15 protein-coding genes, 1 tRNA gene and 1 pseudogene are annotated in these 20,554 nt (G+C 67.8%); 9 read left to right on the forward strand and 8 right to left on the reverse strand.

Going from position 1 to position 20,554, the window contains the following annotated elements:
• Window positions 1-26: 26 nt before the first annotated feature.
• Window positions 27-6,152, forward strand: a pseudogene (locus ACWELJ_RS00375) (type I polyketide synthase); the annotation flags it as partial.
• A gap of 66 nt (window positions 6,153-6,218) precedes the next feature.
• On the opposite strand, the gene ACWELJ_RS00380 reads toward ACWELJ_RS00375, so the two are convergent.
• From ACWELJ_RS00380 to ppgK, 5 genes are all read right to left on the reverse strand, one after another.
• On the reverse strand, window positions 6,219-7,079 hold the full coding sequence (locus ACWELJ_RS00380) for a class I SAM-dependent methyltransferase (RefSeq protein WP_452364075.1): 861 nt from the start codon (window positions 7,077-7,079) through the stop codon (window positions 6,219-6,221).
• Window positions 7,072-7,827 carry a thioesterase II family protein gene (locus ACWELJ_RS00385; protein ID WP_452364010.1) on the reverse strand — a complete coding sequence of 252 codons (756 nt, stop codon included), beginning with the start codon at window positions 7,825-7,827 and terminating at the stop codon, window positions 7,072-7,074. The genes ACWELJ_RS00380 and ACWELJ_RS00385 overlap by 8 nt, the downstream gene beginning before the upstream one ends.
• Window positions 7,828-7,869: 42 nt before the next feature.
• Window positions 7,870-8,949: a cytochrome P450 family protein gene (locus tag ACWELJ_RS00390; RefSeq protein ID WP_452364011.1), complete on the reverse strand. Its 1,080-nt coding sequence runs from the start codon at window positions 8,947-8,949 to the stop codon at window positions 7,870-7,872.
• A 280-nt stretch (window positions 8,950-9,229) separates the two neighbouring features.
• On the reverse strand, window positions 9,230-10,513 hold the full coding sequence (locus ACWELJ_RS00395) for a cytochrome P450 (RefSeq protein WP_452364012.1): 1,284 nt from the start codon (window positions 10,511-10,513) through the stop codon (window positions 9,230-9,232).
• 123 nt (window positions 10,514-10,636) lie between these two features.
• Window positions 10,637-11,377 (reverse strand): polyphosphate--glucose phosphotransferase, encoded by a 741-nt coding sequence (gene ppgK, locus ACWELJ_RS00400; protein ID WP_452364013.1) that lies wholly within the window; start codon window positions 11,375-11,377, stop codon window positions 10,637-10,639.
• Between the two features lie 177 nt (window positions 11,378-11,554).
• Between ppgK and ACWELJ_RS00405 the strand changes: the two genes are divergently transcribed.
• From ACWELJ_RS00405 to ACWELJ_RS00430, 6 genes are all read left to right on the forward strand, one after another.
• Window positions 11,555-12,319 carry a Crp/Fnr family transcriptional regulator gene (locus ACWELJ_RS00405; protein ID WP_452364014.1) on the forward strand — a complete coding sequence of 255 codons (765 nt, stop codon included), beginning with the start codon at window positions 11,555-11,557 and terminating at the stop codon, window positions 12,317-12,319.
• A gap of 113 nt (window positions 12,320-12,432) precedes the next feature.
• Complete coding sequence (locus tag ACWELJ_RS00410; RefSeq protein WP_452364015.1) at window positions 12,433-12,591, forward strand: hypothetical protein; 159 nt, start codon at window positions 12,433-12,435, stop codon at window positions 12,589-12,591.
• 5 nt (window positions 12,592-12,596) lie between these two features.
• Entirely contained in the window at window positions 12,597-12,902 is a 306-nt protein-coding gene (locus ACWELJ_RS00415; RefSeq protein ID WP_452364016.1) for a hypothetical protein, read from the forward strand.
• Between the two features lie 251 nt (window positions 12,903-13,153).
• Window positions 13,154-13,624 carry a prevent-host-death protein gene (locus tag ACWELJ_RS00420; protein ID WP_452364017.1) on the forward strand — a complete coding sequence of 157 codons (471 nt, stop codon included), beginning with the start codon at window positions 13,154-13,156 and terminating at the stop codon, window positions 13,622-13,624.
• Window positions 13,600-14,055, forward strand: a complete 456-nt coding sequence (locus tag ACWELJ_RS00425; RefSeq protein ID WP_452364018.1) for a cytotoxic translational repressor of toxin-antitoxin stability system — start codon at window positions 13,600-13,602, stop codon at window positions 14,053-14,055. Before ACWELJ_RS00420 ends, ACWELJ_RS00425 begins: the two co-directional genes overlap by 25 nt.
• Window positions 14,056-14,299: 244 nt before the next feature.
• Complete coding sequence (locus ACWELJ_RS00430; protein WP_452364019.1) at window positions 14,300-15,799, forward strand: ATP-binding protein; 1,500 nt, start codon at window positions 14,300-14,302, stop codon at window positions 15,797-15,799.
• Window positions 15,800-15,874: 75 nt separating this feature from the next.
• Here ACWELJ_RS00430 and ACWELJ_RS00435 read toward each other — a convergent pair.
• Window positions 15,875-15,947, reverse strand: a tRNA-Ala gene (locus ACWELJ_RS00435).
• A gap of 385 nt (window positions 15,948-16,332) precedes the next feature.
• Here ACWELJ_RS00435 and ACWELJ_RS00440 point away from each other — a divergent pair.
• Entirely contained in the window at window positions 16,333-17,130 is a 798-nt protein-coding gene (locus ACWELJ_RS00440) for a hypothetical protein (RefSeq protein ID WP_452364020.1), read from the forward strand.
• A 7-nt stretch (window positions 17,131-17,137) separates the two neighbouring features.
• Here ACWELJ_RS00440 and ACWELJ_RS00445 read toward each other — a convergent pair whose 3' ends face one another.
• Window positions 17,138-18,460, reverse strand: a complete 1,323-nt coding sequence (locus ACWELJ_RS00445) for a putative glycoside hydrolase (RefSeq protein ID WP_452364021.1) — start codon at window positions 18,458-18,460, stop codon at window positions 17,138-17,140.
• 123 nt (window positions 18,461-18,583) lie between these two features.
• On the opposite strand from ACWELJ_RS00445, the gene ACWELJ_RS00450 reads away from it, so the two are divergent.
• Window positions 18,584-19,582 (forward strand): polysaccharide deacetylase family protein, encoded by a 999-nt coding sequence (locus ACWELJ_RS00450; RefSeq protein ID WP_452364022.1) that lies wholly within the window; start codon window positions 18,584-18,586, stop codon window positions 19,580-19,582.
• A 9-nt stretch (window positions 19,583-19,591) separates the two neighbouring features.
• Here ACWELJ_RS00450 and ACWELJ_RS00455 read toward each other — a convergent pair whose 3' ends face one another.
• Window positions 19,592-20,545 (reverse strand): QcrA and Rieske domain-containing protein, encoded by a 954-nt coding sequence (locus tag ACWELJ_RS00455; RefSeq protein WP_452364023.1) that lies wholly within the window; start codon window positions 20,543-20,545, stop codon window positions 19,592-19,594.
• Window positions 20,546-20,554: the final 9 nt, after the last annotated feature.

Raw genomic sequence — 20,554 nt, forward strand, 5'->3', positions numbered from 1 at the left:
ATATGACGAATACAGAGAGCACCGCCAAACTCGCCGACGCGCTGCGGGCCTCGCTGAAGGAGACCGATCGGCTGCGGGCGCGCAATCGTCAACTCGACGCCGCCCTGCGTGAGCCGATCGCGATCGTGGGCATGGCCTGCCGCTACCCCGGCGGCGTCGAGTCACCGGAAGACCTGTGGCGACTGGTCTCCGACGGGGTCGACGCCACCACCGACCTCCCCGCCAACCGCGGCTGGGATATCGAACGCATCTACGACCCCACCGGCGAACTACCCGGCCGCTCCCACACCCGGTCCGGCGGATTCCTGCACACCGCAGGCGATTTCGATCCCACGTTCTTCGGCATCAGCCCGAACGAAGCGGCCACCATGGATCCGCAGCAGTTCCTGCTCCTCGAAACCTCCTGGGAGGCCTTCGAACGCGCCGGAATCGACCCGGCGACCTTGCGCGGCAGCGCGACCGGCGTCTGGGTCGGCATGATGTACCACGACTACCCGGCCAACGCGAACGCGGGATCGCTGGCCTCGGGCCGGGTCTCCTACACCTTCGGACTCCAGGGACCGTCGGTCACCGTCGACACCGCGTGCTCGTCCTCGCTGGTGGCCATGCATTCGGCCGCCGCCGCACTGCGCGCGGGCGAGTGCGAGCTGGCCCTGGCGGGCGGTGTGACCGTGATGGCGGGCCCGGATACGCTGGTGGAGTTCAGCCGCCAACGCGGGCTGGCGATCGACGGCCGCTGTAAATCGTTCTCCGACAGCGCCGACGGCGTCGGCTGGGCGGAGGGCGCCGGTGTGCTGGTGCTGGAACGACTCTCGGACGCGCAACGCAACGGCCACCGCGTTCTCGCCGTGATGGCCGGTTCGGCGGTGAACTCCGACGGCGCCTCCAACGGTCTGACCGCGCCCAACGGTCCCGCGCAGCGGCGCGTCATCGAGCAGGCGCTGGCCAGTGCCGGAATCGCCGCGGATGGAGTCGACGCGGTCGAAGGACACGGCACCGGAACGACTTTGGGCGACCCGATCGAAGCACAGGCCCTGCTGGGCACCTACGGCCGCGATCGCGCGCCGGAACAGCCGCTGTGGCTCGGGTCGCTGAAGTCGAACATCGGACACGCGCAGGCCGCCGCGGGCGTGGGCGGCGTGATCAAGATGGTGATGGCGATGCGGCACGGAACGCTGCCGCGCACGCTGCACGTGGACCGGCCGTCGACCAAGGTCGATTGGTCCGCGGGCGAGGTGCGGCTGCTGACCGAACCGGTGCCGTGGCCGCGGCTCGATCGCCCACGCCGCGCGGGTGTGTCGTCCTTCGGCATCAGCGGCACCAACGCACATGTCATTCTCGAACAGGCGACCGCCGTCGCCGCCGCGACGCCCCCGGCCGAGCCCGCTGCGGTGATCCCGGCCGAGCCCGCCGGCGCGGTCATGCCCTGGGTGCTGTCCGCCGCCAGCGCCCGTGCGCTCGGTGAACAGGCCGTTCGCTTGCGGTCGTATGTCCGCGGCAACGACGTCGCGGCACACGATGTCGGATACTCCTTGGCCGCCACCCGCGCCACGCTCGGCCATCGAGCGGTGGCCCTCGGTGCCGATCGCGACGAACTGCTGTCGGGTATCGAGGCATTGGGGCGCGGAGAGTCCGCACCCCGTGTGGTGTCGGGTCGGGTGGCCTCGGGTTCGACAGGGTTCGTCTTCTCGGGTCAGGGTGCGCAGTGGGCCGGTATGGCCGAACAGCTGCGTACGCACCCGGCTTTCGCGGCGACGTTCGACAAGATTGTCGCGGAGCTGAGTCCGCTTCTCGACCAGCCGATTTCGCTGGACGAGGCGCTCACCTCGACGGACCTGATCAACCAGACGGTCTTCGCGCAGGCCGGACTGTTCGCCTTCGAAGTCGCGCTGTATCGCCTGCTCGAGGCGTGGGGGCTGCGCCCCAACCTGGTGGCGGGCCACTCGATCGGCGAAGTCGCCGCGGCGCATATCGCCGGAGTGCTGTCGCTCTCGGACGCCTGCACCTTGGTGGCCGCGCGCGGCCGGTTGATGCAAGCGCTCCCCGCGGGTGGGGCGATGGTCGCGGTGGGCGCGCCGGAATCCGCCGTGGCCCCGCTGTTGACCGGCGGCGTATCGATCGCCGCGGTGAACAGCCCCACCTCGGTGGTGGTCTCCGGCGTCGAGGCAGAAGTCGAGGCACTGGCCGGGTCATTCGCCGAGAAGGGTTGGCGGACCACTCGTTTGCGCGTATCGCACGCTTTCCATTCCGGATTGATGGATCCGATGTCGGCGGAGTTCGCCGCGGTGGTCGAGGGCTTGAGCTTCGCCCGGCCGACCATTCCGCTGGTATCGACCGTGACCGGCGCTCGGGTGACCGATGAGATGTCGGACCCGGCGTACTGGGTGCGTCAGGTGCGCGCCACGGTGCGGTTCGCCGACGCGGTGACCACGATGGCGGACGCGGGTGTGGTGCGCTTCGCCGAGGTCGGGCCGGACGCGGTCCTCACGCCGATGGTGGCGGGCACCGTGGACGCCGAGGGCATCGTCGCGGTCGCGGTGGGGCGCCGTGACCAGGCCACGACCGCCACGGTGACGGCCGCGGTCGCGAAATTGTTCGTGTCGGGCGCCGAGGTGGATTGGCCCGCGTTCCATCCCGGCGCGCAGCCGATCGACCTGCCCACCTACGCGTTTCAACGCGAGCGGTACTGGCTCGATGCGAAGCGGCATCTGTCGACGACGTGGCTGGCCGCCGAAGCCGATGCCGCAGGATTGGATCCGGTCACCCATCCACTGCTGGGAGTGAGTGTCCCGCAGCCGGATTCGGGTGGGGTGAGCTTCGTCGGCCGCTGGTCGCTGGACTCGGTCGGATGGCTGGCCGATCACAGCGTGCTCGGTACCGCACTGCTGCCGGGAACCGGTTTCGTCGAGTTGGCGACCCATGTGGGCGGATTGCTCGGCCACCCGAGAGTGGACGAGCTGATCCTGCACGCGCCGCTGACACTGCCCGCCCACGACGGAGTTTCGGTGCAGGTGGTGGTCGGCGCGGCGAATGATTCCGGCCGACGGCGCATCACGATTCACTCACGCCAACCGGACGCCGTCGCGTGGACGTTGCATGCGCAGGGTGACCTCACCGCGGAGGACACCCGGCCCGATTTCGATCTCGCCGCCTGGCCTCCGGCCGACGCCGAGGCGATCGACGTCGCCGGTGCGTACACCGAGATGCTGGATGCCGGATACGGATACGGGCCCGGTTTCCAGGGCCTGCGGGCGATGTGGCGACGCGGCGAGCACGGGGCCGACGGTCACGAGCTGTTCGCCGAGGTGGTCCTGCCGAATGCGGAGGCCGCCGCAGGATATGGCCTCCACCCCGCACTGTTCGACGCCGCCATGCATCCCCTCATCGTGGATCGCATTCGCACCGGCGGCCTCGACGCGCCCGCGCTGCCGTTCAGCTGGCGTGGCGTCGCACTACACACGGCCGGATGCAACGCCGTTCGGGCGCGAATCCGCGTGCACGACAACCGTTTCACGCTGTGGCTGGCCGACAGCACCGGCAGCCCGGTGTTATCGGTCGATTCGCTGGACACCCGCCAGGTGTCCGCGGACCGACTGCGCGCCGATCGGGTGGCCGATGCCTTGTTCAGGGTGGATTGGATCGCGGCGTCGGTCGGCACCGGTTCGGTGGCCGCGGCGCGCACAGCGGTGATCGGCGCGCCGGGGTCGGCGGATGTACCCGGCTATCCCGACCTCGCGACGCTGGTCGCAGCACTCGATGCGGACGGCGACGCTGTCGTCCCCGAGCTCGTCTTGCTCCATTGCGCCGATACCGGCGACGCGTCGTCGCACGACGCCCGCGAGGCGTCGCACGGCGTGCTGGCTACCGTTCAACAGTGGTTGGGAGACCATCGATTCGCCGAATCCCGCCTGGTGATCCTGACCCGCGACGCGGTCCGTACCAGCGAGTGGGAGCAGGTGCGCCCGGCGCAGGCGCCGGTCTGGGGTCTGGTGCGCGCGGCCCAGGCCGAATATCCGAACCGGTTGCGGCTCTTGGACCTCGAGTGTTCGGCCGACCACGATCCGGCCGCGGTCGCCACCGCCGCCGCGGCCCTGGCGGCGGAGCCGGAGGGCGCGCTGCGCGGCGCGAATCTCCTGGTGCCGCGTCTGGTTCCGCATCAGATCACCGAGGCGAACCGTGAGCCGGTCGAGCCGCTGGACACCGGCACCGTGCTGATCACCGGCGGCACCGGTGGGCTGGGCGCGCTGTTCGCCCGGCACCTGGTCACCGAATACCGTGCGCGGCGGCTGGTGCTGACGTCCCGGCGGGGGCCGGACGCTCCCGGCGCCGACGCGTTGTGCGCTCAGTTGACCGAACTCGGCGCGCAGGTGACCGTCAGGGCCTGCGACGTCTCCGATCGAGACGCGCTGAAAGCCCTGCTCGACGAGATCGGGTCCGAGCATCCGCTGACGGGTGTCGTGCACGCGGCGGGCATCGCCGACAACGGTTTGATCGAATCGATGACGAGCGGTCGCATCGATGCCGTGTTCGCGCCCAAGGCCGACGCCGCGTGGCACCTGCACGAACTCACGAGCGACCTGCCGCTGTCGCTGTTCGTCCTGGTGTCCTCCGCCGGTGGGCTGGTGCTGGCCGCCGGGCAGGCCAACTACGCGGCGGCCAATGTGTACCTCGATGCCCTCGCCACCTACCGCCGGGCGGCCGGGTGGACGGCCACGTCGATCGATTACGGCCTGTGGGAACGATCGAGTGGTCTGGGCACGGAACTGTCGGACGAGGATTTCGAACGGATGCGGCGACAGGGCTTCCCGGCGCTGTCCGAGTCCGACGGACTGGCGCTGTTCGATGCCGCGGTGGCCTCCGGCGTCGCCCAGCTGGCCGCGTTGCCGGTCGACCGAGCCGTGCTCCGCACGCGAGCCGAGCACGCGCCCGCCCTGGTCCGCGGGCTGGTACCGCTGTCGGCACCGCGCGAGACGCCGTCACCGCTGCTGGAGCTGGTCGGCCTGCCGTCCGCTGAGCGGCTTCCGCTGCTCGTGGAGTTCGTGCGCAAGCAGGCCGCCGCGACGCTCGGCTATGCGGACGCCGACCTCATCGAGGGCGACAATGTGTTCGGCGAGATGGGATTCGACTCGATCACCGCGGTCGAATTCCGCAACGCCCTGCGCGACGCGACGGGCGTGCAGTTGCCCGGCACCCTCGTCTTCGACTATCCGACGCCCCAGATTCTCGCGAAACAACTGGACGAGAAATTGGCGGAAGGCGCGGATGCCCTCGCGACCGCTGTCAGCGCGGCCGCCGAACGAGATCGTCAGGAGGGTGTCGCCGACGACTCGCTGTACGGAATGTTCCGCACCGCGGTGGGGAGGGAGCAGTATTCGGTCGCCTTCCTGCTCCTGCACCTGGCGGCACAGATGCGAGATCAGTTCACCGCCAACGACGTACCGGACATCGAGCCGGAGCTCATCCGATTGACCGAAGGCGCCGCCACGCCGCGCATCATCTGCATCGCCCCGCCGATGGCGGCGGGCGGTGTGCGCCAATACGCCCGCGTGGCAAGCAAACTGCGGACCGCCCGCGACGTGGTCGGACTCGCACCGATGGGGTCCCACGCGGGCCAGCCGCTGCCCACCGACTATGCCGCGGCCACCAAGGCGTTGCTCCGGCCCATCCTCGACGCCGCCGGGGGCGAGCCGTTCATCCTGTTCGGGTACTCCTCCGGCGGGGTCCTGGCCTACAGCGTCGCCGAACAACTGGAAGCCCTCGGCGGACCCGCGCCGACGGGAGTGGTGCTGGTGGATAGCTACCGGGTCGCCGAGGGCGACGGAAGTGAGTGGATTCTCAAGCCGGTCGCCGAGAACATGGTGACCAACGAGGCCGCCTTCGATCGATTCGACCCCGCCCGATTGACCGCCATGGGCCAGTACATCCAGGTGCTCCGCGGTATCTTGCCCGGGAAGATCGCCGCGCCCACGCTGTTCCTGCAGTGCGCACAGCGGATTCCCGGAGTACCCGAGGACTTCGCGGCGTGGCAGGCCCAGCCGTGGGACCAGAGCCATCGCGTGGTCCAGGTGGATGCCAACCACTTCGCCATGCTGCACGAGGGATCGGATCAGGTCGCCGCGGCGGTCGACGATTGGCTGGAAGAGCTGGTGTGACGATGCGGCCGGGAGGGCGATTCGCCCTCCCGGCCGCAGATCTCGCGCTGGGCGCGAGCTATCCGATCATGCGCCGGTGTACCTGAGCCGAACCGCCGCGTACCACGGTATCCGCTTGGCGCCGGCCGGCATCCGGGGGCCGACGGGCGCGAGGGCGAGCGACCACAGCAGCGGAGGCAACCGGCGGAATCGGGCTGCCATACGGAACAATCCGATGACCTCGTCCGCGGTCCAGCCCGCGTCGGCGAAGAAGCGCAGCGGTTCGAGTGGCCCGAATTTCCAGGGTGAGTTCTCGAGCAGCTTCCTGTTCACCCGGTTGAACCGATCGACCACGGGCTTGTTGTTCACATCCATGATCCACCAGGCGATTTCGGGCCGCGCCAGTGCCGAGGCCAATCCCGAGACCTCGTCGTCGGACAGGTAGTACACCAGTCCTTCGGTCAGTACGAGCGCCTTCTTCGCACCATCGAGCACCTGGTCCAGAAACTCGTCGCGCGCTGTCGGGTCCGCGAGATCCACTGCGGCGCGGCTGAGTACGCAGCGGGGCGTCTCGCCTTCCAGCAGACGGTTCTTCTCCGCGATCAGATCCGGAAAGTCGGCTTCGATCCAGCGGAGATCGGCGGGCAGATCGAGACGATACGGCCGCGCATCCAAACCCGCCGCCAGGTTGATGACGAGATCGCAGCCCTCGGCGAGGGTTTCGGCGATCAGATCATCGATGACTCTGGTTCTCGTGACCAAGGGCCAGCCGGCCATCGCGTTCGATCCTTCATTCGCGACGATGGCCTTACCGGTTTCGCCGGCGAGCAGCTCCGCGAGCGGGTCGTGAAAGAGCGCATCGGAACGGGCGGATTCGATCGCGCGATACGCGGCCACCCAATGGGCGGTGTCCGAAACATTCGAAACGGGTCCAGCGGTTTCAGGCATAGTTGCAGTCTCTCTGATCACGAATCAGTTGGGCCACGCCGTGCGAGTTGGCATCGATGTAGAAGTGGCCGCCGGGAAACGACGTCTGTGTGAACGGTCCGGTGGTGTGCGCCTGCCACTCTTTCAGGTCGGCGATGCTGGTGGCGGGATCACTGTCGCCGACCAGCGCCACGACCGGAGACTCGACCGTGGACTCCGGTGCGCACGTGTAGGTTTCGATCGCGCGGTAGTCACTTCGGGTGACCGAGAGAATGAGCGACCGGAAATCGGGGTCCTCCAGCAGCACTGCGGGCGTGCCGCCGAAATCCAGCAGGTGCCGGATCAATTCCTGATCGCTGAACCGGTGCACACCGTCAGAGCCCTTCCGCGCCGGTGCGATTCGGCCCGATACGAACAAGGTGGCGGGCGGCGTCATCTGCTCCTGTTCGAGACGACGGCAGGTCTCGAACGCCACCGCCGCACCCATGCTGTGGCCGAACAGCGAGTAGCCCGTGGTCCGCGGAATCAGTTCGCGAATTTCCGGCAGCGCGCCCTCGACCAGGTCGGCGACGCTTTCGAGTAACGGTTCGTGCCTGCGATCCTGGCGCCCGGGGTATTGCACGCCGAGCACACGGAATTGCGGTCCCAGTGTTCTGGCCAGCGGCCCGTAGGAGATGGCCGATCCCCCGGCGTGGGGAAAGCAGATCAGAGTATGGGCGCCATCCTCCGATCCGGCGGACAACCTACGCAACCAGCTGGTGTTTCCCATGGGACCTCTCGGCGAATCGGTGAATGTCAATGCGGGTGAATGTCATTGCAGCAGAACGGGGACCGACTGATGACCGTTGGAGACGAAGCTGCCCAGCGGCCGGAGTTCGGCGGGGTCCACCGCCAATCGCATAGTCGGAAACCGCTCGAACAAGGCCGGCAGTGCGATCGCCGCCTCGAGCCGGGCCAAGGGCGCACCGAGGCAATGGTGCGCACCGTATCCGAAGGCGATGTGCTCCTTGTTCTCCCGATGAATGTCGAAATCCCCGGCGGTGTCACCGTGCACCCCCGGGTCCCGGCTCGCGGCCCCGTAGGAGGCGAGGATCGCCTCGCCCGCGGCGATCCGAACTCCCGCGATCTCGATATCCTCGACCGCGTAGCGCAGCGGCAGGTGGGTGATCGGCGGCTGGAATCGCAGCGCTTCCTCGATCACCTCCGACCACGGCACCCGGCCGGCGAGTACGTCGGCCCGCTGCTCCGGGTTGGACAGCAGCGCGACGATCGCCTGGTCGAGCAGGTTGACCGTGGTCTCGTGACCGGCATTGATCACCAGGATCAAGGTGTCGATCACTTCTTTCTGCGTCAGCCGGTCGGAGTCCTCGTCGACGGCCGAGATCAGCGCACTCGTGATGTCGTCGCCGGGGTGGCCGCGCCGATAGAAGATCAACTGCCCCATGAGCGAGACCATTTTGAGGACATTGGCCTGCGCCTGCGCCGGCGTGAAGGACGTGTCGAAGAACCCGTCGACGCACGCGTGGATCTTGGCATCCAAATGCTTTGGTACGCCGAGCAATTCACCGATGACCTGAATCGGCACCGGATAGGCGTAGGTGGGCCGCAAGTCGACGACTTCGCCCGCGGGAAGGGCATCGAGTCGTTTCAGCAGACCATCGACGATGGCCTCGATCCCCGGGCGCATCAGGGCGGTGCGACGAGCGGTGAAGGCCGGGGCCACCAGTTTGCGGAGGCGGCGGTGCTGGTCGCCGTAGGCGGTGAACATGTTCTCCGCTATCACCCACGGGTGCAACGGCCACCGGTGATCGATCTCCCCGTTCTTGTAGGCCGTCCAGTGCCGGCGCGGATCCTTGGACACTCGGGGATCGGCGAGAAGTTCTTTCAGCACAACGGCATCGGTGACCGCCCAAGCCGATACCCCACCGGGCAACCCCACCAACGAGACCGACCCGCGCCGGCGTATCCGCTCGTTCTCAGCCTGAACATCGGCGCCCGTCGGATCCAGCACAATCGCTTCAGTATTCAAGAACCAACTCCCCAGCCTCGGGGCGAACCCCGTACTGCCTCAATCTTGTTCCACCGGAGGGTGATGCGGTGCTGCCCCGCCTCACCGACACCACTTCGATGGGGATCGTTATCGCATTGCAGCGAAACTTACCACCCGGTAGTCAACGAGACTTCAGCTGAACGGGCATGTGTGAGTAACCGCGCAGAGTGGACAGGCGGCGGCGGGTCGGCTCGCCGTCGAGGCGGAGGTCGGGGAAGCGCTCGAAGAGGGCGGGCAGCGCCTGCAGGACCTCCAGTCGGGTCAGGCTCGCGCCGATGCAACCGTGCATGCCGGTGCCGAAGGAGAGGTGTTCCCGGGCGTTGGGGCGGGTGACGTCGAAGCGGTGCGGGTCGGGGAATTTGACGGGATCGCGATTGGCGCCGGCCAGGGAGACGACGAGTGACTTCCCCGGCTCGAGCGGAACCCCGCCGTCGAATCGCACCGGTTCCAGGACGCGACGGGCCGTCATCTGGACCGAGGTGTCGAAGCGCAGCAGTTCCTCGATCGCGAGCGGCCAGCGCTCGGGCTCGGCGCGCAGGAGATCGAGTTGATCGGGGTGGGACAACAGGATCGGTACGGAATTGCCGAGCAGGTTCATGGTGGTCTCGAAACCCGCGCCCATCAGGACGTTCGCACTGGCCATCAATTCGGTGGTGGTCAGGTCGCTCGTGGAGACCAGGAGGCTGAAGATGTCGTCGCCTGGTTCGCGGCGCAGCTTCTCGATGTGGGCGGCAAGGTAGTCCCGCATCGCCTCGGTCGCGACCATGGCGCGGTGGTGAGCCTGCCAGGAGATTCCGACGTCCAGGAGCGGAGCGACGTAGCTCCCCCAGCGCAGGAACAGCTGGCGATCGGCGGCGGGAAAACCCATTATCTCCGCGATGACAGCGATCGGCACCTGCGCGGCGAAATCCTCGATCAGGTCCGCGGATTCGTTCGCGGCCATCGCGTCGAGCAGCTCCGCGATGACCTCGCGGACCCGATCGCCCAGGCGGGCGACGGCGCGCGGGGTGAAGGCGGAGGCGACAGGTTTGCGCAGCCGTCCGTGCTCCGGCGGGTCCAGGGCGAACATGGACGGCGCTTCGATCGGGTTGGGCGGCACCACAACTCGTTCGGCGTAGCGGCGCAGCAGGAAGGGCACCGCCGAATCGATCGGCGGGCGCACACCGAATCGCCTGTCGCGCAGAATTTCCCGGCACAGCTCGTAGTCGAAGGCGGCATAACCGGCGCGGGTAACCAGTACCCCGCCGTCACCGCGCAGCTGATCGATCAGCGAGTACGGGTCATCGTAGCCTTCGTCCCCGCTCATCAGTCGCGCGAACGGGTCCCCCATGGCGCGCAGCGCGAGAAACCCCAGCCGCGGCAACCCGTGCTCCGCCGCCCACCTTATCGAGTACCCCGTGTTCATCAAAACCTCTGTGCCGTAACGAAAACCGCGAGCGCTCTCAATATAGGCCGCCGAGCCCCGCCCGCATCCGCTGATCTCGTGGAAACCATCGCCCGGCGAGCGGGTTTCGCGATGTACTCCGAGTCATCCGGCCGCGGCGGCGAGCGCCGCGCCGACGATGCCGGCGTCATTGCTCAGCGCGGCGGGCACGATTTCGGCCCGCACCTTGTCGATGTGCGGCAGGAACTTGGCGGCATGCTTGCTGACCCCGCCGCCGATGATGAACAACGACGGTGAGAACGCCATTTCCAGGTATTGCAGATAACGCTCGACCCGATGCGCCCACTGCTTCCAACTGAGGTCGCGTTCTTCACGCACATTCGCGGCCGCGTGCTGCTCCGCCTCGTGCCCGTCGAGCTCCAGATGCCCGAATTCGGTATTGGGGACCAGCACCCCGTTGTAGAACTGCGCACTTCCGATACCGGTCCCGAAGGTCAGCATCAACACCGTCCCGCGCCGGTCCCGACCGGCCCCGAACCGCATCTCGGCGATCCCCGCCGCATCCGCGTCATTGACCACGGTCACCGGAACGCCCAGCACCCGAGACAGCCGCTCCCGGGCGTCCAACCCGATCCACCCGTCGTCCACGTTCGCCGCGGTACGGGTGACACCGTCCACGACCACGCCCGGAAAGGTGACACCCACCGCCCCATCCCGGGCGAACTGCCCGGCCAGCTCGCGAACCACCTCGACCACCGCCTCCGGCGTCGACGGTTGCGGCGTCAGCACCCTGACCCGCTCCTGAGCCAACCGCCCAGCCGCCACCTCCACCGGAGCCCCCTTGATCCCCGTGCCCCCGATATCGATGCCCAGGTAGGTGTCCATCCCTCCATGATCATCCGCGCGCCCCGATAACGCCACGCCGATCCCCGCCGCCCTGGACAGCAATAGGATTCGCGGCCCACTGTCTCAGATCGTGATGTGCGATTTCATCCTCGAGCGAGGGTGTGCGCCTACCGTGGAGGATTCGGGGGCGGCTTCTCCGAGGCACGGAGTTGGGATATGAACACATCACAGGGCGGCTGGCTGGACAACTGGCCGTGGCCGGAGCGCACCTTCATGGAGCGATTGAGTCCGGCGTCGCGGCGGGATCTGCTCTCACTCGGGAAGCAAACGCCCTTTCAACCGGGCGAGGTGTTGTCGCCGTATGGCGATCCTGCCAGCAGCGTGTACCTGCTGCGGTCGCGGGATTCCAAGGTGTCGGCGTGCGCGAAGATCACGGGAGCCGACGGGAAACTGCTGGCGATCCGGGTGAGCGGGGATGTGATCGGTGAGATCGCGGCACTCGAGCCCAGTTCCCGGCGCTCCGCGACGGTCAGCATCTGCACGGCCGCCACCGTGCACCGCATGCCGGGGACGGAGTTCCTGCGCTTCCTCGACCGGCATCCGGATACGTGGCAGACGCTGTGCCGCACCATGGCGGACCGGCTCGCCTGGGCGGATCAGCGACGGCTGGATTTCAACGACTGCCCGGTCAGCATCAGACTCGCACGGCTGCTCGTCGAATTCGCGGAGTCCTACGGCCGCCGGACCACGGTGCGGCCGAACGGAAATGGCTGTGACGATGGTGACGAGGTGGAGGCGCAGGCGTGGGAGATCACCATCCGGCTCAACTACGAGGAGCTGGGCAACCTCGTCGGAGCGAGGGTCGACGCCGTCGGGCTCGCCATGCGCGAGATGCGCGACCTGGGGCTGGTGTGCCTGCGCAATCGCCACATCGTCGTGATCGATAACAACGCTTGGCAGAACTACGGCGTGAAATCTTGAAAATTACTGTCGCAGAGCCATTCAGCCGCACAAGATCCGGATTTTTCCAGGGCGGCCGGTAGCCGGCCGATGGCACCTTGGTCTTGACCAGCAAGACCACTCGGAGGTGCACAATGCCGTCGCCCCACACCCGCCCCCAGACTCGCGCCGACGAGCTGTACCGCACTCTGCGCGCGGCGCACAGCCCGCTGGCGGCGGCGCTCATGGCCGCCGCGGTCACCCGGCGGTGGCCCGCCGAATTCGTGTCCGCCACAGCGGTTCACACGAGGTGATCGCCGTGGAGACGATCGCGGCACTGGTATGGGCGGCGGTGGTCGCGATCAGAGTCCTGCCCGAAATCATCCGCTCGCGACGCACCTGCGTCTCGGTCACGGTGACCACCCGGGGCGAGGGCGTTCGCGAATTGGCGATCACGGCGACAAACGTCGACGACGCCGTCCAACTGGTGGGGCAGGCCTTGGCCGCGCACCCGGAGCAGCGACGCCGGACCTGCCGCACCGGCGCGGGCTTGCGGCCCCGGCGAGGATGCGGGTCCGCCTGCCTCCCAACCGATCCCGGCCCACCGTTCGGTTCCGGCGAATAGCGTGCGACGGCACCGCCCGGTAACGATGAAGGGCCGACCTGGCGGACCAGCATACGAGCCGCGCGGTGCTGGTCGACGGGCCGGACATCCCTATTCGGGTGGTGGGCGCCCTCGGGTGGGCCCGGGCGCCCGGGCCGATGTCGATATCAGCCCCCGCAACACCAAGCCGCCGATCGATCACAATCGCGCCATGTGGCATGTCGCACCTAGCGCGTCGGCGAACAGATGTACATGATGTACATGATGTACAAATGGCCGTGACGGAAGAGATCGAGGGACCGATGACGACCACGGAACGAATCACATCTGTCGCGCGCTTCAACTCGATGAACAGCGCCAGAGAGCACTTCGCGCAGATGTTGACCGCCGCGGAGCAGGGCAATGTCGCCGTGGTATCCCGTAAGGGTAAGGAGTCGGCGCTGGTGGAGGTCGGGCGTCTGCGGTGGTTGCTGTCCCACATCATCCGCGACCACGAACCGCAGGTGGTGCGGGAGAACAACAACTGGGTCGCGTACCTGCCGGGCCTTCCGCTGGCCGTGGAGGAGCCCGACCTGGACACGGCGATCACCGCGTTGATCGAAGCGATGCGTGAGTACACCGCCGACTGGCAAGACCGTCTCCATGCCGCACTCAACCATCGGAAGAACGTCGACTTCGTACAGTTCGTGGAGCTATCAACGGACGAACAATTGAGAGAATGGTTGACGGCGGCCGAACAATGACCCAGTACCCACCGGGCAACAAGAAGGGCCACGAAGCGTTCTGTCACCATGACGAATGGGTACGAGTCCGAAATGCCACCGGCGGTGTGGTCAAGCACCACAGCACTTGGGAATTGCCCCTTCCGGACGGACGCATCCTGCGCACCCGGATCTCACGGCCCATGGACAACACCGACTACGGTTCCAAGCTGTGGTGCCAGATCCTGAAGGATCAACTCGAGGTCACCGAAACCCAGTTCTGGGCATGCGTCAATGATCGGGTTCGCCCGGCACGCACGTCGGGAGCCGTCACAATCCCCGACAAGGAGCCCATCCCTCTCGGCATCGTCGAGAAACTCATACGACTGGTCCGTCTGTCGCCGGAGGAAATCGAGCAGATGACCAAGGAGCAGGCGGTAAACCGACTCAACCAATTCTGGTCCGAACAGTGAGCTTCAACTACCGCGGATCGTGCCATGTCCGGGTTATCCACGTTGCGGACCGTGATCCGCTGACGCTCCGTCAAAAACCAAGCGAGGCCGCAGGTCCTTGACCTGCGGCCTCACGCTTCCAGTGGACCTGACGGACCAGCATACGAACCGGGCGGTGCTGGTGGATGGGCCGGACACTACGATTCGCGCGGTGGGTGCCCGGCCGGGCCCGGTTGGCGGTGCCCGATGATCGCGACCGCTCCCCGTGCCCGATCGCAACGAATCACCTGCGGACGAAGCCGCCGACTCAACGACAACGCTCCGGCGAAGCAGCGGCTCCGGCATCGGCAAGAAGCGCACAACCATAGCGGCAGATCGCGCACACAGGTTCCGGCAGATCGCGCACGTTATATGCGGCAGATCGCGCACACAGGTTCCGGCAGATCGCGCACGTTATATGCGGCAGATCGCGCACATGATGTGCAATACTGCTGCGGTGACCTCGTCCTTCTCGTCGTCGCCGATTGGTCGGATCCTTCCCCGTCATGCTCACTCGGCAGTGCATGAAGCTCTTGCAGATACTCGCGTCGTCCTGGTCAACGGAGCTCGCCAATGCGGAAAGAGCACGCTGGTCTCCCGGATAGGCAGGGAGCTCGGCGCGACCTGGCGCAGCCTCGACAAGCCGGAGACTCGGCAGGCGGCCGGCTACGACCCCACGCAGTTCGTCCTCGACGATTCCCTCTTGATCATCGACGAGGTCCAGCGAGTACCGGAGCTGCTGCTGGCGATCAAGGAGACCGTCGACGCCGATGGACGACCCGGCCGGTTTCTGCTGACCGGTTCGGCTCACGTCATGGCACTTCGAAGCGTTCCCGACGCCCTCCCCGGACGCATGGAGACGATCGAACTCTGGCCGCTGTCCCAAGGCGAAATCGACGGCGCGCCCGACAGATTCATCGATTGTGCCTTCGAGCGCGGACCCCAGCTACGGCACGACGGGACCGAGAATCGCGATGATTACATCGAACGGATCGCACGCGGCGGCTTCCCCGAAGCCGTTGCACGAGAGGGCAAACGGCGTTCCCGATTCTTCTCCTCCTACGTCGCCGATCTGATCAACCGAGACGTCATGCAACTGTCCGAGATCGAACGTGCCGCAGAGATGTTCACCCTGACCAACCTCGTCGCGGCCAGATCCGGTCAACTTCTGGTGCCCGGCGCCCTCGGCAATGAACTCGGCCTGCCCAAAGACACCGTCACCCGCTATCTCCGCCTCCTGGAAGAGGTTTTCCTGATCAAGCGAATCCCCGCTTGGTCACGAAACCTGACCACCCGGGCCGTCGCGACCTCCAAGGTGTTCATGGTCGATTCCGGAATCGCCACATACTTGTGCGGTGCCGACCCACGCGCACTGCGGGCCGTCAACGGCCCGCTCGGGTCACTGCTGGAGGGCTTCGTAGCCGCCGAACTCGCCCGTCAGCTCACCTGGTCCGACCAGGAGGCCCGCATGTTCCACTACCGCACCCGTGACAACGTCGAAGTCGACATCATCCTCGAGAACAATCGACGCGAAGTGATCGCCATCGAGGTGAAAGCAGCCGCCACAGTCAAGGGCGAGGACTTCCGCGGCCTCCGCCACCTCGCAGACCGCCTGGGTGACGACCTCCTCGCCGGATACGTGTTCTACACCGGCACCGAAACCCTCCCCTTCGGACCGAAATTCCGCGCCCTGCCGGTCAGCGCCCTGTGGAACGCCCGACCATGATCGCCTCGAACGGTTCGCGCGCTGCCACGAAAACGGCAGAGCCGCAGGCGATTGACCTGCGGCTCTGCCGTGGAGTGGAGCTAAGGGGACTCGAACCCCTGACCCCCACACTGCCAGTGTGGTGCGCTACCAGCTGCGCCATAGCCCCGGATGGTTGCCGCTGGGATTACCCGGCGACTGGACGAAGGTACACCATGGGGGCTGGGGGTATGCAAATCGGCTGGTGGTGGTGGGTCTTTCGGGGCGGGGGGCGGGTTAGATTGCTGGCATGACAGGGCGCTCGGTGTGGAGGTTGGCGGCGGCGGTTGCCGTGGGTGTGGTGGTGTTGGGTGGCGGGGGTGTTTCTGCCGTTGCCGAGTGTTCGGGGGGTGGCGGAGTTCGATGATCTGCCTGCGGCGCCGGGGAACTTGAATTTCCCCGCGCGGGTCGAGTTGCGAGATGGGACACAGGGATTCAACAGTGTCGCGGAGGTGGTGCTGCGGGACGGGTCGCTGTATACGCGGCCTCGGGAGTCGGGGGGCGGGTGGCGGAAGGTGCCGACGCCGGGGTGTTTGGACGGGCAGGTGGCGGCGGTGTCGGTGGACGGGAACATGCTCGTCGCGGCCGATCGGAACGGGTGGATCTACTCGATGGACAATCTGCTGTCGGGGCCGATGCTGTGGAATTGGTACGGGGACATGTTCACCCGCAAGTACGACCTGGATATGGCTGGGTCCAACCATATTCCGGGGCGGTACACCTGGCAGGACCAGGGGCCGCTGCCGTCCGCGCCGGATCAGCTGACCGAGCGGCTCGACCCGGCGTACGCCGCCATCTCGCTGCCCGCCGAGGACTGGCGGCCCCAGGCCAAGATCCCGGGCGAGATCACCTCACGCATCTCCATTCACGTCATCGGTGACGCGGCCGAGAATCGCGAGCTGCGGGTCGAGGGCAGGCACGGTGGCCGGACGGGCTACTGGCACAAGGATCTTCGCGCCGAAACCTGGGAGTTCACCGCCGACGATCAGCCGCTGCGCGGCGATCCCGTCCAGAACACCGCACCGGACATGTCCGCGCAGACCCTGGTCGCGCCGACCGGCCGCGACTACCCCGTCCAGCTCTACACCACCGACGGCCTGCGACTGCTGCCGCGCGCCGCCGGACTGGACGACAATCCCCGCGGACTCGAAGGCGCCCTCGACGTCCGTGAAGCCGACCCGGCCGGCAACCCGGAACTGGCGGGCTTCGTCGACGGACCCCTGACCGGCAAGCCGGTTTTCGAGGTGACCGTGCGGGCCACCCGATCCCAGCTCACCGTCGCCCCGCTCGGCGCGACCCTGAACCGGGGCTGACCACCGGCTAGTCGGGGACGATCGCCCCGGGATGGTAGGTGACCGCGGGGTTCCACAGGAAGAATCCGTTGTACCCCGCGGCGTTGGTGGCGTCGATCTGCGCCTTCACCTGAGCATCCCCGTAGGCGACGCCCAGACTGAAGTCCTGCAGCCACGGTATGACCTGCGCGCTCGTCCCGGCCGTGCGCGCCCGGAAGTCCTGCAGGGACCGGAACACGATGTCGTAGGGCTGCGAGTTCGGGCTCGCGACATCGTATTCCCCCGCATGCCAGTGCGACGGATACAGCATGGGCGCCAGGAAATCGGCGTATCGCGCCATCGCCGGAATGTCCTGGGCGATCTCGTCGGGCCGGGTGGCGGCGATACCGAACACCGCGGCGCTCAATGACGCACCGGCCTCGTGGATCGGAGCACGGCCCTCGCGCAGGAAGTTGGCGATCGAGTCCGACGGAGATTCGGTCAGGCCCGGGAACCGCATGCTGCCGAGGCCGCCGTCGGGACGGCGGATGTAGTCGTACATGACGCCGTCGAAGCCGAGCCGAGCCGCCTCGACGGCGAGATCACGGTTGTAGGAGCGGATTTCGGGGCTCGCGAAATTGGTGAACGCGATCGCGCCGTAACCGCTGGAGTACGGCTGCCCGCCCGCGTTCTGGATCACCCAGTCGGGGTGGCCGTGGTGCCAGGCCCACACGGCCAGGGTCGGATCACGGAACGCGACGATGCGGCCGATCACCTTCAATCCCATGTCGTGCAGTTGCCGCAGCGCCGCCGGGGCGTCGTAAATCGTGGTGGCGGCACCGGATTCGCGGGCCAGCGGCACCTGCGAGTCGTAGCCGATCATGCCGTCCTCGTCCTTGATGTCGAGCTGCACGGTGTCGATCCGGCCCTGGCGGGCGAGATCCAGCACCGCCTCCCGCATCGGGTCGTAGGCCCACGCGTAGGCGGTGACATGGACGGCGCGGATCCGCGGCAAACTCACCTCGACCTTGACCGGGCTGACGACGGTGTCCCCCGCCGCGCCGGTGGCCACCACCGTGGCATCGACCGGACCGTGCGGCAGCCGGATCTCGAAGGCGCCGTCCGGGCCGGGACGCACCGACGTGTCGCCGATGGCGACCTGCTTCGCGCCGATCGCCTTGCCGCGCACCAGCACCGGGTCCCGATAGGACGTGGCGGCGGGAGTCGGGGCGAGTTCCAGGGTGGGCGGCTGGACGGCGGCCGAGGGGCGGCTGCGGCCGAAGACGAACACCACCGCGGCGAGCACCAGGAACACCACCGCACCGATCGCGAGCAGGGCGGACCGCCGACGGCGGATCGACCGGAGTCGCATGAGCAACCTAGACACCAACTTCCACAGACGGCTGTTGGCATCACTATCTCGCCTGCGTGCGAACAACGTCCGATTTTCGCCGAGATCACCTCAAAACCGTTGTCGCCGCGTAGCGTTGCGGCGATGAAGGCGTCGACCATGCTGCGAATGGTCACGGCGGCGCTGCTGTGCGCGACCGCCACCGCGTGCGGAGGATCCACCGCTCCCGGCCCGGCGGCCGCGCCCGCGCCGCCCCCGGCGGTCCGGCCACCGGATCCGGCCGCGGTCGCCGCCAACGAGCTGGGCCGGATCCCGATCCTCATGTACCACCGCGTCGAAGCCGCGCCCGGCGGCGAATACGACCAGACCCCGGCGAAATTCACCGCCGAACTGGAACGGCTCCACACCGAGGGCTACCGCCCGATCACCATCACCGAATACCTGTCGGGCGTCATCGACCTACCCGCGGGCACCCATCCGGTGGTCCTCACCTTCGACGACTCCACCGGCAGCCAGCTGACCCTCACCCCCGCCGGCGACCCGGCCCCCGACTGCGCCGTCGGCCTGCTCGAGCAATTCCATTCCCGCCACCCGGATTTCGCGGCCACCGCCACCTTCTACGTCAACAACGAACCCTTCGGCGAGGATGCCCGCACCCTGCCCTGGCTGGTCCGCCACGGCTACGACATCGGCGCGCACACCGCCACCCACGCCAATCTGGGCCAGTTGCCGCCCGCCGACGTGCAACGCGAACTCGTCCAGAATGTCCGCGCCATCACCACGGCGGCCCCGGGCACCACCATCCGGTCCATGGCGCTGCCGCTCGGCGTCTACCCGGCCGACCACGGCCTGGCCCGCGCGGGCAGCTGGGACGGCACGCCCTACCGGTTCGGCGGCGTCCTGCTGGTCGGCTCCAACCCGGCCGCCTCGCCCTTCACCGCGGCGCTCGACCCGGCGGGCATCCCGCGCATCCGGTCCGGCCGCGGCCCCGTCGCGTTCGACTCCGGCTACTGGCTCGACTGGCTGGCGGCCAATCCGGGCGAGCGCTACACCTCCGACGGCGACGCCACGCACGTCTCCTTCCCGCGCGCCGCCGCCGCGGAACTGGCCGTGAACTGGAACTCGACCGCACAGCCGTATTGAGCCCCGGGGTCAACAGCCCAGGCAGCCCGGCGGAATGAACTCGCACCACCAGGGTTTCGGCGGCGGCACAGGGGCGTTCGGATCACCCGCGCCCGACACCACCCAATCGCCCTGGACACTCACCGGACGGCTGTCGAGGGAACGAGTGGCGGGCCCGGCCGCGACCGACCCGTCGAGGTTGAACTTGCTCCCGTGACAAGGACAGTTGATGGTGCCGCCGGAGATATCGTTGACCGCGCAACCCAAATGCGTGCAGACCACCGACAGACCGATGAAGTTGCCCGCATTCGGCTGTGTCACAACGGTATTGCCGACGATCACCCCGCCACCCACCGGAACGTCACCGGTCCTGGCGATGGCGTTGTCCGGCGCACCCGGCTCGGTGACGGTGACCGGCGCGGGCTCGGCCGATTGCGGCTGCGGTTCCTCCGCGGCCGGGGCGGCCGGTGGCGCGGGCGCGGGACCGGCGAACAACTGCCCGTCGCGCGCACTCACCTGGCGCTGCGCCAGGCCGCGGGTGGCGGGCCCGCGCACCAGCGACCCGTCCAGCCCGAATTGGCTTCCGTGACAAGGACAATTGATCACGCCACCGGAGATCGAGTTCACCGCGCACCCCAGATGCGGGCAGACCGTCGAGAAGGCGAGGAAATCGCCGGCGTTCGGCTGGGTGACCACGGTGTCACCGAGAATCACGCCGCCGCCGACCGGCACCTGGGCGGTTGTCCCCAGCACGGTGCCGTTCGGGGGCGCGGGACCGGGCTCGGCGACCGACGGTTCGGGGGCGGCCGGTGCGGGCACGCCCGTCGTGGCGCCCGGTGGTGCGGTCGTGGCGCCCGGCGCCGCCCCAGCTGTCGTCGTGGTGGTCCCCGGTGACGCGGTCCGCTGGTTCGTGCACGCGGCCGCCACCAGTACCACCCCCGCGGCGGCGACGACCTCCCTGCGTCCAACATGATCGATACTCATAGCGACCTC

It is taken from the genome of Nocardia sp. NPDC004582, from assembly GCF_053602115.1.